Here is a 14049-nt window from a genome sequence, read left to right as displayed (position 1 = left end):
GGGGGCGCGCTGTTGGGTGTCTGAGGAAGCAACCTCTGGCCGCTTGCTCTCCCATGGTGGGGGGTGGGTGGCCGGTGTTGGTTCCCGCGGACCGCCTCGGAGAACTCTCAGAGGTCGTCAGGACGAGGATCCTGGTGGCGTGAGTGGTGTCGGAGTATGCGGTTGGTGTTTTGATTTGTGAATAGTGTGCGCGAGCATCTTATTATCTGTAGTGGCCAAGTGATAGTGGCACACGGTGGATGCCTTGGCACCAGGCGCCGATGAAGGACGTGGGAGGCCGCGATAGGCCACGGGGAGCTGTCAACCGAGCTGTGATCCGTGGGTGTCCGAATGGGGAAACCTAGCCCGAGTTGTGTCGGGTTGCCGCTGCCTGAATGTATAGGGCAGTTGGTGGTGACGCGGGGAAGTGAAACATCTCAGTACCCGTAGGAAGAGTAAACAACAGTGATTCCCCTAGTAGTGGTGAGCGAACGGGGATGAGGCTAAACCGCATGCGTGTGATAGACGGCAGTCGTTGCGTGTGCGGGGTTGTGGGGTGCACCTGTCCAGGTCTGTCGGCCTGGAGCACTGAGTGGTTCTTCTAGCTGAATCCGTTGGGAAGCGGAACCGGAGCGGGTGAGAGTCCTGTAGGTGAAGGAAGAGCCTAGGTGTTGGTGTGTCCCCGAGTAGCGCGGAGCCCGTGAAAGTCCGTGTGAATCTGGCAGGACCACCTGCTAAGCCAAAATACGTCCTGGTGACCGATAGTGCACTAGTACCGTGAGGGAAAGGTGAAAAGTGCCCCGGTGAGGGGTCGTGAAATAGTACCTGAAACCGTGTGCTGTCAAGCCGTCAGAGCTGGAGCTTGTCTTTGGTGATGGCGTGCCTTTTGAAGAATGAGCCTGCGAGTCATGGTGTGTGGCGAGGTTAACCCGGGTGGGGTAGCCGTAGGGAAACCGAGTCTGAATAGGGCGGTTGAGTCGCATGCTGTGGACCCGAAGCGGAGTGATCTACCCATGTCCAGGGTGAAGCGGGGGTAAGACCTCGTGGAGGCCCGAACCCACCAGGGTTGAAAACCTGGGGGATGAGGTGTGGGTAGGGGTGAAAGGCCAATCAAACTCCGTGATAGCTGGTTCTCCCCGAAATGCATTTAGGTGCAGCGTCGTGTGTTTCTTGCCGGAGGTAGAGCGACTGTTTGGCTGATGGGCCCTACCAGGTTACTGACGTCAGACAAACTCCGAATGCCGGTGAAGTGAAGCGCGGCAGTGAGACTGCGGGGGATAAGCTTCGTAGTCGAGAGGGAAACAGCCCAGATCATCAGCTAAGGCCCCTAAGCGTGTGCTAAGTGGGAAAGGTTGTGGAGTTGCTGAGACAACCAGGAGGTTGGCTTAGAAGCAGCCATCCTTTAAAGAGTGCGTAATAGCTCACTGGTCAAGTGGTTCTGCGCCGATAATGTAGCGGGGCTTAAGCACACCGCCGAAGCTGTGAAGCTTACGTTCTTTGAGCGTGGGTTGGTAGGGGAGCGTCGTGCATCCGGAGAAGCTGCCGAGTGATCGTGTGGTGGAGGGTGTGCGAGTGAGAATGCAGGCATGAGTAGCGAAAGCAACGTGAGAAACGTTGCCGCCGATTGACTAAGGGTTCCTGGGGCAGGTTAATCCGCCCAGGGTGAGTCTGGACCTAAGGCGAGGCCGACAGGCGTAGTCGATGGATAACGGGTTGATATTCCCGTACCCGTGCACGAGCGTCCATGCTGAATCGGGTGATGCTAACCACGCTGGTTCTTGGTGGTTCCTTCGGGAACTGCCTCTGGACTGGTCTGGGATCCGATCCCGTAGTAGGCAAGTGATGGGGTGACGCAGGAGGGTAGCTCTACCCGGCGGTGGTTGTCCGGGGGTAAGCGTGTAGGCCGAGGGGTTGGCAAATCCGCCTCTCGTGTGGCTGAGACGTGATGCCGAGCCGTTTTAGGCGAAGTGAGTGATCCCATGCTGTCGAGAAAAGCCTCTAGCGAGTTCGTGTGTGGCCAGTACCCTAAACCGACGCAGGTGGTCAGGTAGAGAATACCGAGGCGTTCGGGTGAACCATGGTTAAGGAACTCGGCAAATTGTCCCCGTAACTTTGGGAGAAGGGGAGCCCTGTCTGGTGAAGACCTTCGCGGTCGGAGCTGGGTGGGGTCGCAGATAGCGGGGGGAAGCGACTGTTTATTAAAAACACAGGTCCGTGCGAAGTCGTAAGACGCTGTATACGGACTGACGCCTGCCCGGTGCTGGAACGTTAAGAGGACTGGTTAGTGGGGTTCGCCCCGCGAAGCTGGGAATCTAAGCGCCAGTAAACGGCGGTGGTAACTATAACCATCCTAAGGTAGCGAAATTCCTTGTCGGGTAAGTTCCGACCTGCACGAATGGCGTAACGACTTCCCCACTGTCTCAACCATGGGCCCGGTGAAATTGCACTACGAGTAAAGATGCTCGTTTCGCGCAGCAGGACGGAAAGACCCCGGGACCTTCACTATAGCTTGACATTGGTGTTTGGGATGGTTTGTGTAGGATAGGTGGGAGCCGGTGAAGCTGTCACGCTAGTGGCGGTGGAGGCGTTGGTGAAATACCACTCTGACTGTTTCGGGCATCTAACTTTGGACCGTGATCCGGTTCGGGGACAGTGTCTGGTGGGTAGTTTAACTGGGGCGGTTGCCTCCCAAAGAGTAACGGAGGCGCCCAAAGGTTCCCTCAGCCTGGTTGGTAATCAGGTGTTGAGTGTAAGTGCACAAGGGAGCTTGACTGTGAGACGGACGTGTCGAGCAGGAGCGAAAGCTGGGACTAGTGATCCGGCACCGGCGTGTGGAAGCGGTGTCGCTCAACGGCTAAAAGGTACCCCGGGGATAACAGGCTGATCTTCCCCAAGAGTCCATATCGACGGGATGGTTTGGCACCTCGATGTCGGCTCGTCGCATCCTGGGGCTGGAGTTGGTCCCAAGGGTTGGGCTGTTCGCCCATTAAAGCGGCACGCGAGCTGGGTTTAGAACGTCGTGAGACAGTTCGGTCCCTATCCGCTGTGCGCGTTGGAGACTTGAGAAGGGCTGTCCCTAGTACGAGAGGACCGGGACGGACGAACCTCTGGTGTGCCAGTTGTCCTGCCAAGGGCATGGCTGGTTGGCTACGTTCGGGAGGGATAACCGCTGAAAGCATCTAAGCGGGAAGTCTGCTTCGAGATGAGGTCTCCTGCCTCCTTTGAGAGGGTAAGGCTCCCTGTAGACGACGGGGTTGATAGGCCGGGTGTGGAAGCCCTGTGAGGGGTGGAGCTGACCGGTACTAATAGGCCGAGGGCTTGTCCGCTGCAGATAATTGGATGTTCGCGCACACTTGTTCACGAAGCTTGCTCGTGGCTGCTCCCCTTTTGGTGGGTTGAGTGGTTGTGGGTGTTGGTTTCCGTGGTGGTTATTGCTGGAGGGTCACACCCGGTCTCTTTCCGAACCCGGTCGTTAAGTCTCTTTGCGCTGATGGTACTGCCCTGTGGTGGGGTGGGAGAGTAGGTTGCTGCCACGGTTTTTCTTGGGGAGGGGGTCGCCTGTGGGCGGCCCCCTTTTTTTGTGTGTGGGCTTGTGCGTGTGTGAATCTGTGGAGTGAGGGGATGTCCCGGGGGATCTGGCGCACGCCGACCGCCGCGGCCACGATGCCACCGCGGTCACGTCGTCACCATGCGCTTGGGGTGAAGGGGTTTCGGGCCCGGGGCGGGGGACCCGTGCCGGTTGGTGCCGCGTCCGTCTAGTCCTCGTCGACCTCGGGGCTGTCGATGAGCTGCCGCAGCAGCGCAACGAAGTCCTCTTCGCTCATCGCCGACCAGTCCACGTGCTCGTTCATGTTCAGCGGTTTTCCCCAACCGGGGGCCGATAAGCCTGTGTGAGCCGCATTGGTTCGAGAAGTCTCGGTTAACGAGGCGTTAGCGCAGGTGGTCGACTCGACCGGGTGAGATTCGGGAGGGCTCAGGAGCCCCTTGACGCGGATGCGGGACCGGAGCCGCGCGGGGCCCGGGCGTTCTGTGGCCCCGGCGGGGACAGGCCGGCCCCACACCCGCCCGGGACGGTCAGGGCCCGGGGGGCCGCCGCGGCTCGGGACGACCAGGGCGCTCAGACGCGCTGCTGGAGGGCGCTGCGGCACTCCGGGCACCGGCAGCGCTTGTTGTACCCCGTGACGGTGCCGTGGGGCAGGGACGGGTCCCGCTGCTCGGTGAGGGTGGAGTCGAGCTGGTCGCCGAAGGCCGTGAGAATACGCGCGGTGGAGAAGACCTGCGTGGAGTTGATGCCGAGTTCGCCGGCCGCGTCGTCGATGTGCTTCCCCATCCGGAGTTTCGCGATGAGGCGGGACCGGGTGCTCGGCGGCATCTCCGCTTCCGCGTTCGCGATCAGCTGCTCTGCGTCGTTAATGGGGTAGCTCAATGGGTTTCCTCTATGTGTACGGTTACGCTCGCCGGGGCGGGCACCTCAAGCATCGTACGCTGTTTCCTCACACTGGCATCAGGGTGAGACACACGAGACAGGAGACAACGGACACCCGCGGACCTCCTCGCACTCGCTCCCTTCGGAGTCCTCCCCTCCACGTCCTGGACCCCGTGTCCTTCGCGCCCTCTCCGTGCCCTTCCGTTCCCTTCTCCGGCCTCCCCGGCCCTTCCCGGGACCCCGGGGTCGGCTCCCTCCTCGGCGCCCCTCTCCTCCTTTCCTGTCGGCGCCTGGGTCGTGGGATGGAAGCAGAGGTGTGGAAACCACCTCCTGATGCTGGTGAGGCTTGGGGGATGCCTTTCCGGATGGTGCCCCATGGTGCTTCTGAGACCGCGGCTCTTCCGGTTCCGGACGCCCTCGTGTCAAAAGGTGGGTTTGTCGTCCGGTCCGTCGGGTTTCTGGCCGCCGTAATGCATCGAATCGGTGGCTGTTTCCTAGAAACGCATTGCTAGATGCTAGACGCCGTGTTTCGCTGGTGGTACGACTTCGCCACTCTGCGTCATGGGATCAGCGTTATGACCAGCCCCACGGTTCGTCGCCGACGACTGTCCGCCGAGCTTCGCCGCCGCCGCGTGCAGGCGGGTATGACCCTCAGCGATGTCGCCGAGGAGCTGGAGTGGTCACCGGCCAAACTGGGCCATATCGAGACCGGTATCCGCAAGTGGCCCTCCGTCATGGAGATCTCGGCCCTGCTGCGCTTGTACGGGGTGACCGGCGGGCAGCGCGAGGCCATCCTGACCCTCGTCCGGGAGTCCCGGCTGCGTCCGTGGTGGACCGAGTACGAGGACGTGCTCTCCTCCGCGTACGTCGGCAACGAGGCGGGAGCCGTCTACGTGCAGTCCTACTCGGGCATCCTCGTCCCCGACCTCCTCCAGGTCCCCGACTACACCGCGACCGTGGCACGGGCGCTGGGGCACGGGGAACACGCCGTCGAGCGGATGGTCGCCGCCTACCTCAAGCGCCAGGAGATCCTCGACCAGGGCGGCCTGGCCCGGTATCACGCCGTCGTCGAGGAGGACGCGCTCCAGCGGGTGTCCGGAGACCTCGAACTGCTGCGTGCGCAGACCACCCGCATCGTGGAGCTGGCCACCGAGTCGGACCGGGTGACCGTGCAGCTGCTGCCCACCTCGGCCGGCCCGCACCCCGGGGTCGCCGGCCCCTTCTCCGTGCTGGAGTTCGACGAGGACGAGGCCGCCCTGGCCTACGTCGAGGCCACCCAGGGCGGTTCGATCGTGGAGGCCGAGGAGTCGGTCGAGGCCTGCAAGCGGGTGTGGTCCGGGCTCACCCGGATCGCGGCGTCTCCACAGGCCACGGTGGCCATCCTGCGGCGGATGGCGCTGCTGACCTGAGGCACCGAAGGCACCGCTTCGCGGTTCATCCCGAGAAGTTGGTGGAAAACGGTCCACTGTGGCAGGGACCGCTACCGACGGCTTGCTAGTCTGCGTGGTGACAACCTCATAAAGTTCTCTGCGGAGCCCCCGTCCCGTGCGGGAGCCCGTGTACACATCGAATCACCGAAAGGGTCCGGACAGTGAAGAAGATCATCGTTCTGGTGCTGGTGGCCCTCGGGGCTTTCGCCGTCTACCGCAAGATCCAGGCGGACCGCGCCGAGCTCGACCTGTGGACCGAGGCCACGGCGGCCAGCGAGGGCTGACCAAGCGCCGCATCGGCGGCCGTGAGGTATCCACCGGGCGACCGAGGACCGGTGTCGCGTGCGCCGTCCCGGCCAGCTCCTGAGTGACACGAAGACGTGGGTGGGCCAACAATCCCGAGGTGCGACCCACGGCTTTGTGCTGCTTCCGGTTCCGGAGTCGTGGCCCCGACCGGACGGCCCCGCTCGGTGAGCGGGACCGCCTCGATGACGGTATGCTCTGTATGGTGGCCAGGGCTCACGCCCGGCTCCGAGGGGCCATAGCTCAGCTGGCAGAGCGCCGGTTTTGCATACCGGAGGTCAGGGGTTCGACTCCCCTTGGCTCCACTCGTCTCAAGGCGACCCCGCCCGCAAGCTCCGCTTGCCCGCGGGGTCGCCTTCGTCGTGTCCCCGGAGTCGTGTCCCCGGAGGGGCGGCCGCACCGGACTCCACCGATCCCCCGCCGGAGCCCCACAGGGCCTCCAGGCCGCCGTCGCCGCCGCCGGGGCGGACTCGCTCGGCGGTCGCGGTCCGGGCCGGCGACGGCGTCCCGGGCTGAGCACGCACCCCCCGTCCCGGACGGTGCGCGGATCCGCCGCGTCCACGGGCGGAACGCCCTTCCACGCCCCTCCCCTCCCTCGCCCCGTGCCCCTCCCCTGCGCCCGCCTGTTCTCCGGTGCTTCCGGGCTGGGGGTCGGATCTGGCCGGGATCGCCCCGGAGTGCACCGTGTAAAACGTCCGCGAAGAAATTCTCGTTTTGGAACTCTTGTCCGGGTCTAATAGGGATATCCCGGTCGGGGACTGACGATCTCCACGGTTGCCAAGCAGTAGTTCCAGTCCTCGGTGTTACTAAGCAGTAGTGCCGATGACCCTGGTTACCAATGGGTAGTTCCGATTCGTCCGTACGGGTGGGAAATGGGTGGCGCGCGGGTCCGTGCGGCGGGTACGTCCCGGGGGTCCGTATAGCCCGTTCGGGTGAGGTGGATGACCCAGAGTCCCCTTCGCCCGGACACTCCCCGACGGGAGTCCTGTCGGGGAGGAGCAACGAAATCGCAGGTCACGAGGCTTGTCGGAGAAACGCCGGGAAGCAACTCCTCCTTCAGGGCGCATGAGTCCGCTTCTACCACATGCGGTCACTCTGCGTGTGTGTATGATGACACTTCCTCTAAGTGCAATGGTCCTACTGGGCCATATGAGAAATAGGCCTCTTGGGGTCTGTTGGTGAACTAGGACGAACCGTAGTTTCGACACCAGTGACAACGAGGAAGACAGCGCGCCGAAACGATCAACCCCCGAAGACGGACGTGCGGCCCCCCGCACGGCCACGTGACACCGTCCTCGGATCGGCCCGCTTCTCCTCGCCCGTCGACGGTCGCGCCAGTCGACGGATTTTCCGATCACCACACATGCTGATCTTGGGAGTGGGGCAACATGTGGAATGAGAAGATGGCGACCCGTGCCAAATGCCGGGAGATCGACCCTGACGCGTTGTTCGTGCAGGGGGCGGCCCAGAACCGCGCCAAACTGATCTGCCGGGGCTGCCCGGTCCGTACACAGTGCCTGGCCGAGGCACTCGACGGCCGTATCGAGTTCGGTGTCTGGGGAGGCATGACCGAACGCGAGCGCCGTGCTCTGCTGCGCCGCCGCAAGGACGTCACCAGCTGGCACGAGCTGCTCACCAGTGCCGAGCGCCGTTACGAGCGCGAGCGGTCCGGACAGGAGGTCGTGGTCGCCGCGCGGAGTTAGCCGGGCCGACCGGTAGCCGGGTGGGGGAGTCCCGGCACCGCCCCGTGGAGGACTGCGGACGGGCACGGACGAAAGTCGGGGGCGTTCTCCACCTCAAGGGGGAGGGGCGGCTCAGGGGAGGATCAGGGACGGCCCCCATACCCAAAACCGTCCCGACGGCGCATCATGGTGGGAGTACGGCCGATCGGTGCCGTACTCCCGTCGCCGTTGGGAGTGGGAGTGGGAGTAGCCGTGGATCCTCAGTACCCGGCGAGGCGCGCCTGGGAACCGCGAGCCAGGCCGCAGATCCGTCTCACCGACGCCGAGCGCGACGACGTCATCGGCGTCCTCCAGGAGGCGTTCAGCCGCGGCCAGCTCGACGAGGCGGAGTTCGACGAGCGCACCGAGAAGGCCATGCGGGCCAAGTTCGGGGTAGACCTCGTCCCCCTCACGGAGGACCTGGGCCTCACCCCCGCGGGAGCGCCCCGGTCCGGGCACGCGGGCCCGTTCGGGGTCTTCGGCGCTCAGGGAGGCCAGAAGGGGACCGATCCCGACGTGCCCCTGACGAGCACACCGGCCGAACGGGTCGTGGCCGCCGCCGGCCACTGGGGGAACTACTTCGTCCCCGTCGTCGCGCCCCTGGTGGTGCTCCTCCTCAGCGACAGGATCTCGCCCTACGTGCGCCGCCAGGCCATGGAGTCGCTGAACTTCCAGATCTTCTGCATCGTCACCGGGATCGTGAGCGTGCTCCTGTCCTGGCTCATCGCGCCCCTGCTGGTGACGCTCGCCGTCGTCGTGGGCTGGACGGTGGTTCCGGCCGTCGCCGGCGTCGCCGCTCTCATGGGCCGGAACTGGCGCTATCCGATGTTCCGCGTCCTCAAGGGCGGCTGAGCAGGACTCACCGGAGTAGGGCCCACCGTTACGGAGTTCACCGGTACGGGACCCGTCGGACCGGGGAACGCCGGAGCGGGGACCCCGGGGAGCGGGGACCCCGGCCGGTGCGCCGGAGTACGCCGCCGGCCCCGGACACGACGAAGCCGGGACGGAGGGGACCGCCCCGGCGGAGGGAGCGGAACCGGTCCGCGGGCGGGGCTCCCGTCGCCCCGCCCGGCACGGCGGTCCGTCTCCCGTCGTTCCTAGCGCTCGGGCTGGCCGTTCTCCTTGGCGCGGGTGTTGCCCGTGGCCGTACGAACGGTCTCCTTGCCCTTGCTCTTGGCCGTCTTGGCGGTCTCCTCGGTGCCCTCAGCGGCCTTCTCCGCCGTCTTGGACGCCCTCTCCTCCAGGTCCTCCCTGGTTTCGCGGACCTGGTCGCGAGCCTGGTCCAGGTGCTCCTGCCACTCGGCGTCCTGGGACGCCTGGCGCAGGCGGATGAGCGAGTACACGACCACTCCGCCGATCACGGCGGCGCCTCCGATCAGGACTCCGCGGGAGACACCGCGGTTGCCCCGAAGCATCAGTCGCGACCCGCGACGGCGCTTCTGGAGCGGACTGACACGGTGGGCGGCGGCGGTGAGCGCCCCGGCCACACGCGGCGCCACGGTGTCCTCCACACGCTGTGCGGCGTTCTCCAGCCGTGGTGCGGTCCACCCGCGGGCCTGGAGGAGCTTCAGAGTGGCCTGGTCGCGCGCCTGGTCGGCATACGGGCCGATCCTGTCGGCCTGTTCCTTGGCCAGGTCCTGTAGGCGGGCGAGGGCGAGGGTGAGCTCCGCCTCCTTGCGTGCCTTGTGTCGCTTGGAAGTGATAGGCACGTCGTCAGCTCCTTCGATCGTTCACCGGTTCTACGGTCCTCACCCGGGTGGTCGGCGATCAACGCCACACGGGCGGCTTCCTCGTCGTCCTTCCCCGTTATCCGGGTGTTATCTCAACATACGTCCTCTCCGTGTGTGATCTACGTTTCGACACCGCCCGGAGGGTTTTCTCCTCACACTTCCTCCGGAGCCGGACGTGAAACCCCGTCGAGCGGAATCGGACGCCGCTGTCGCCGCCGCCGTCGTCGTCGCTGCGGCGACGACCGGCGCAGGCCGGGCCCGGGACGCGGACGGGTAACGTGAGCACGTAAACGAAGTCGACCGAAAGGCATGCAGGTGTCGGACTCCACGGGTCAGCCCACTGCGCGGCTGAACACCTCCAAGGGAACTATCGTCGTCAAGCTGTTCGAGGAGGAGGCGCCGGAGACGGTCGCCAACTTCGTCGGCCTGGCAGAAGGGTCGAAGCAGTGGATGGACCCCACCACGGGCAAGCCGTCCAACAGCAGCCTGTACGAGGGCACGATCTTCCACCGTGTCATCGACGGTTTCATGCTCCAGGGCGGTGACCCGCTCGGTACCGGCCGCGGCGGCCCCGGCTACACCTTCAAGGACGAGATCCACCCGAACCTGCGCTTCGACCGCCCGTTCCTGCTGGCCATGGCCAACGCGGGCCCGGGCACCAACGGCTCGCAGTTCTTCATCACCGTTGACAAGCCGTACTGGCTCGACGGCCGCCACACCATCTTCGGCGAGGTCGTAGAGGGCACCGACGTGGTCACCGCGATCTCCAAGGTCGCCACCGACTCCCAGGACCGCCCGCGCGAGGACGTGGTGATCAACAGCATCGAGATCAGCCGGTAGCGGCGACGGTGCCCAGAACCCGAGGAGGAAGAACCCGCCCATGAGCGCACCCCCGCCGCCGTCCGGATCCGCGCCGGAACCGGAACCCCGGGCCTCGCGCACCTGCTACCGGCACTCCGACCGGGAGACCGGAGTCAGTTGCAGCAGGTGCGAGCGGCCCATCTGCCCGGACTGCATGGTCGAGGCGTCCGTGGGCTTCCAGTGCCCCCGCTGCGTCTCGGAGGGGAACCGTGGGACACGCCGGGCACGGACCACGTTCGGGGGCAGGGCCGTGTCCAGGCCCTACGTGACATGGACGATCCTCGGCATGATGGTGGCGGGGTTCGTCGCCCAGATGGGCACCTCCGACACGTTCGGCCAGGCGGGTGCCTCACCGCTGGTCCGGGAGTTCGCCATGCTCGGCCTCGGCCGGGTGGAGGACGGGACCCTTCTCGGGGTGCTCGCCGGTGAGTGGTACCGGCTGATCACGGCCGCGTTCCTGCACGGCAGCATCTTCCACCTGCTGTTCAACGGGTACGCCATGTACATCCTGGGCGTGCAGTTGGAGCGCTGGCTGGGACACGGCCGCTTCCTCGCCCTGTGGGTGCTCGGCGCCCTCGCGGGGTCGGTGCTCAGCCTCCTGATGGTGCCCAACCAGTTCTCCGTCGGGGCGTCCGGCGCGATCTTCGCCCTCTTCGGAGCGGTGTTCGTGATCGGCAGGCGGCTCCGCCTGGACCTGAGGATGGTCGGGGTCCTGCTGGCGGTCAACCTCGTGCTGACCTTCGTGGTCCCCAACATCTCCTGGACCGCGCACATCGGCGGACTGGTCGCCGGGCTCCTCCTCGGCGCCGTGTTCGCCTACCTGCCCGGGAGGACGGCGGGGAACACGGTCCGCACGGTCACGCACGTCCTGCTGGTGTCGGCGTTCGCCGCGCTGCTCGCGGCCCTGGTGTCCGCGGCGCCGCTGATCGTCCTCGGCTGAGGCGCACCGAGCCGAACGGGCCCCGGCGAGCCGAACGGGCCCCGGGGGGAGAGTCCTCCGGGGCCCGTCCCGTGCGCGGGAGGGCGGCCCCGGAGCCGCGGCCGCCCTCCCGCGCCCGCCGGACCAGCCCGCCGGAACCGGCCCGCTGGAACCCGTCCGCCGAAGCCACCGACCCACCGCGTCCGGGCACAGCGAGAAGAGCTACCCACAGCCTGTGGATAACTCTGTGGAAAACGTGTGTCGGTGCTGTTCAGCGCGGGTGCGCGTGTCTACGTGAGGGGCACCCGCGCCGATCCTTGGGGGGCGTACCCTTCCACGGCCGCGGGGTCAGTGCCAGCGGGTGGACAGGATGACGGCCACGATGATTCCGCTGAATCCGATCAGCAGGTTCCAGTTGTGCCAGTCCTGCATGTACGGGACCTGGGCACCCGCGATGTAGTAGACCGCGATCCAGAGAATGCCCAAGGCGAAGAAGCCCAGCATCGTCGGGACCAGCCAGCGCGGACTGACCTTGGGCTTCTCCTTCGAAGGAGGCGGCGTGTAGACGGCCTTCTTCTTGCGATCGCTGCGGGACTTGGGCACGGTCGCTGCTCCAGTACGTGGGGCGGGTTCGTCAACGAGAGCACAGTCTACGCCCCGGGGGAGGCCCCCGTCACCGGTGGGCCGTCCCCACCACGCGGGGTGCGCCCCGGTACGCCGACGGGCCATGCCGCACCATCGTGCGACATGGCCCGGTGCCTGGTCGGCGGCCGTCTCAGTCCCTGCGGATGTAGGGGAACTCGAAGCCGCCCTCGCCGTCCTCCCCGCCGTTGCCCGGAGGCGACTGCTCACCGCCCTCGGGCGGGGACTCCTCGCCGTTGCCCGGAGGCGACTGCTCACCGCCCCCGGGCGGCTCCTCCGCCTCCGGCTCGGTCGCGAGCACGACGTTCACCGTGGTTCCGGGCTCCACCGACTGTCCGGACTGCGGATCCTGCCTGATGACCGTGCCCGTCGGACCCTCCGTGCTCGGCTCCTCCGTGAAGGAGGCGCTCAGCCCCCTCTGCTCCAGAGCGGACTGGGCGCCCGACTGGGTCATACCGACCAGGTCGGGGACCGCCACCTGGTCGGGTCCGGAGGAGACCAGCAACGTGATCTCGGTGTCCGGGGCGACCGCCTCCCCGGCGGCCGGGTCGGTGCCGATCACGTCGCCCTCGGGAACGCTGTCGTCGGCCCTCTGCTCGGTGGTGACGCTCGAGAAGCCCGCCTCGTTCAGCGCGCTCGTCGCCTCGGACTCGCTCTGGCCCTCCACCGGCGGGATCTCGACGGCGTCCGGCCCGCTGGAGACGTACAGGACGATCTCCTCGGTCAGCTCCGCCGTCTCGCCCGCGGCAGGGTCGGTCTCGATGACCTGGCCCTCCTCGACGTCCTTGCTCGCCTGCTGCTCGACCGCGGTCTCGTCGAAGCCCGCCTCGCCGAGTTCGGTCTGTGCCTCCGCCGTCGTGGACCCGGCCACGTCCGGCACCTCGGCGGTCTGCGTGTCCGGGCTGCTCCCCTCGCTGATCAGCCAGAACACCAGCGCCAGGGAGGCGATCACGCCGACGCCGAGCAGCACCCACAGCGCGGTCTTCCCCGCGTTGCCCTGCCGGCGGTCGTCGTAGTCGTCGTAGTCGTCCCGGTAGTCGCCGTAGTCGTCGTAGCGGTCGCCGGGCGCGGGAGGCATCGCCGTCGTGGCCCCGGCCGCCGCCATGGCCATGGTGCCCGCCTGGGTGGGCATCCCGGCCAGGCCGCGCTGGATGTCCGCGCGCATCTCGGCCGCGTTCTGGTACCGCTCCTCGCGGTTCTTGGTCATCGCCCGGAGGGTGATGTCCTCCAGCCACTCGGGGACCTGCGGGTCCACCTCGCTCGGTGGGACCGGGTCCTCGCGCACGTGCTGGTAGGCGATCGAGACGGGGGAGTCACCGGTGAACGGCGGATGGCCGGTGAGCAGCTCGTAGAGCACACAGCCCGTGGAGTAGATGTCGCTGCGCGGGTCCACCCGCTCGCCGCGCGCCTGCTCCGGGGACAGGTACTGGGCGGTGCCGATGACCTGGGAGGTCTGCGTCATCGTCACCTGGTCGTCCGACATCGACCGGGCGATGCCGAAGTCCATCACCTTGACCTCGGCGTTGCGGGTCAGCATCACGTTGGCGGGCTTGATGTCGCGGTGGACGATCCCGTTGTCGTGGCTGTACTCCAGGGCCTTGAGGATGCCGTCGACCAGCTCCGCCGAGCGCTCCGGCAGGAGGCGGCGGTCGTCGTCCAGCAGCTCCTTGAGGGTCCGCCCGTCCACGTACTCCATGACGATGTACGGGATGGACACCCCGTCGATCATGTCCTCGCCGGTGTCGTACACCGCGATGATGGCGGGATGGTTCAGGGAGGCCGCCGACTGGGCCTCCCGGCGGAACCTCGCCTGGAAGACGTGGTCGCGGGCCATGTCGTGTTTGAGGGTTTTGATGGCGACGAGCCGGTCGAGGCGCAGATCGCGTGCGCGGTAGACCTCGGCCATACCGCCACGCCCGACAATGGTGTCGAGCTCGTAGCGTCCGCCAAGGAGCCGGGGCTGGGACATGTCGTGTACTGATCCTCGTGTCTTCCGGAGGCCGCCCGCGGGCCGCCGCCTACCCTGAACGTCTCTCGC

10 protein-coding genes, 1 tRNA gene and 2 rRNA genes are annotated in these 14049 nt (G+C 66.3%); 9 read left to right on the top strand and 4 right to left on the bottom strand.

Features of this window, described 5'->3' with window-relative positions; translation table 11 throughout:
- The first annotated feature begins 212 nt into the window (after positions 1 to 212).
- A 23S ribosomal RNA gene (locus NOSIN_RS21820) occupies positions 213 to 3306 on the top strand.
- Between the two features lie 93 nt (positions 3307 to 3399).
- A 5S ribosomal RNA gene (gene rrf / locus NOSIN_RS21815) occupies positions 3400 to 3515 on the top strand.
- 581 nt (positions 3516 to 4096) lie between these two features.
- On the opposite strand, the gene NOSIN_RS21810 is transcribed toward rrf, so the two are convergent.
- On the bottom strand, positions 4097 to 4405 hold the full coding sequence (locus tag NOSIN_RS21810) for a hypothetical protein (RefSeq protein ID WP_077692527.1): 309 nt from the start codon (positions 4403 to 4405) through the stop codon (positions 4097 to 4099).
- Between the two features lie 575 nt (positions 4406 to 4980).
- Between NOSIN_RS21810 and NOSIN_RS21805 the strand changes: the two genes are divergently transcribed.
- The 5 genes from NOSIN_RS21805 (at position 4981) to NOSIN_RS21790 (ending at position 8711) form a co-directional block, all read left to right on the top strand.
- On the top strand, positions 4981 to 5814 hold the full coding sequence (locus NOSIN_RS21805) for a helix-turn-helix domain-containing protein (protein WP_077692526.1): 834 nt from the start codon (positions 4981 to 4983) through the stop codon (positions 5812 to 5814).
- Positions 5815 to 5996: 182 nt separating this feature from the next.
- Positions 5997 to 6119 (top strand): DLW-39 family protein, encoded by a 123-nt coding sequence (locus NOSIN_RS27510; RefSeq protein WP_216349818.1) that lies wholly within the window; start codon positions 5997 to 5999, stop codon positions 6117 to 6119.
- A gap of 251 nt (positions 6120 to 6370) precedes the next feature.
- Positions 6371 to 6443: transfer RNA gene (locus NOSIN_RS21800), tRNA-Ala, on the top strand.
- A 1083-nt stretch (positions 6444 to 7526) separates the two neighbouring features.
- Positions 7527 to 7841 (top strand): WhiB family transcriptional regulator, encoded by a 315-nt coding sequence (locus tag NOSIN_RS21795; protein WP_077692525.1) that lies wholly within the window; start codon positions 7527 to 7529, stop codon positions 7839 to 7841.
- A 231-nt stretch (positions 7842 to 8072) separates the two neighbouring features.
- Positions 8073 to 8711, top strand: coding sequence for a DUF1707 and DUF4870 domain-containing protein (locus tag NOSIN_RS21790; protein WP_236743411.1), 639 nt, complete (start codon positions 8073 to 8075; stop codon positions 8709 to 8711).
- Positions 8712 to 8956: 245 nt separating this feature from the next.
- On the opposite strand, the gene NOSIN_RS21785 is transcribed toward NOSIN_RS21790, so the two are convergent.
- A complete protein-coding gene (locus NOSIN_RS21785; RefSeq protein ID WP_077692523.1) occupies positions 8957 to 9568 on the bottom strand; it encodes a hypothetical protein in 612 nt (203 codons plus the stop codon).
- A gap of 336 nt (positions 9569 to 9904) precedes the next feature.
- Between NOSIN_RS21785 and NOSIN_RS21780 the strand changes: the two genes are divergently transcribed.
- Both NOSIN_RS21780 and NOSIN_RS21775 read left to right on the top strand, forming a co-directional pair.
- On the top strand, positions 9905 to 10429 hold the full coding sequence (locus NOSIN_RS21780) for a peptidylprolyl isomerase (RefSeq protein ID WP_077693709.1): 525 nt from the start codon (positions 9905 to 9907) through the stop codon (positions 10427 to 10429).
- Between the two features lie 40 nt (positions 10430 to 10469).
- Positions 10470 to 11390 carry a rhomboid family intramembrane serine protease gene (locus NOSIN_RS21775; protein ID WP_171986622.1) on the top strand — a complete coding sequence of 307 codons (921 nt, stop codon included), beginning with the start codon at positions 10470 to 10472 and terminating at the stop codon, positions 11388 to 11390.
- Between the two features lie 327 nt (positions 11391 to 11717).
- Here the strand turns inward: NOSIN_RS21775 and NOSIN_RS21770 are convergent, their stop codons facing one another.
- Positions 11718 to 11972, bottom strand: coding sequence for a cell division protein CrgA (locus NOSIN_RS21770; protein ID WP_073701982.1), 255 nt, complete (start codon positions 11970 to 11972; stop codon positions 11718 to 11720).
- A 172-nt stretch (positions 11973 to 12144) separates the two neighbouring features.
- Positions 12145 to 13980, bottom strand: a complete 1836-nt coding sequence (gene pknB, locus NOSIN_RS21765) for a Stk1 family PASTA domain-containing Ser/Thr kinase (RefSeq protein ID WP_077692522.1) — start codon at positions 13978 to 13980, stop codon at positions 12145 to 12147.
- Positions 13981 to 14049 lie beyond the last annotated feature (69 nt).

The organism is Nocardiopsis sinuspersici (genome assembly GCF_001998325.1).
Taxonomy (GTDB): Bacteria; Actinomycetota; Actinomycetes; order Streptosporangiales; family Streptosporangiaceae; genus Nocardiopsis; species Nocardiopsis sinuspersici.
This window is presented reverse-complemented; position numbering and strand designations above follow the sequence as displayed.

Coding starts and splice junctions, on each gene's coding strand:
- NOSIN_RS21805 (WP_077692526.1), top strand. CDS start 4,981: ATGACCAGCCCCACGGTTCGTCGCCGACGACTGTCCGCCGAGCTTCGC.
- NOSIN_RS21775 (WP_171986622.1), top strand. CDS start 10,470: ATGAGCGCACCCCCGCCGCCGTCCGGATCCGCGCCGGAACCGGAACCC.
- pknB (WP_077692522.1), bottom strand. CDS start 13,980: ATGTCCCAGCCCCGGCTCCTTGGCGGACGCTACGAGCTCGACACCATT.
- NOSIN_RS21795 (WP_077692525.1), top strand. CDS start 7,527: ATGTGGAATGAGAAGATGGCGACCCGTGCCAAATGCCGGGAGATCGAC.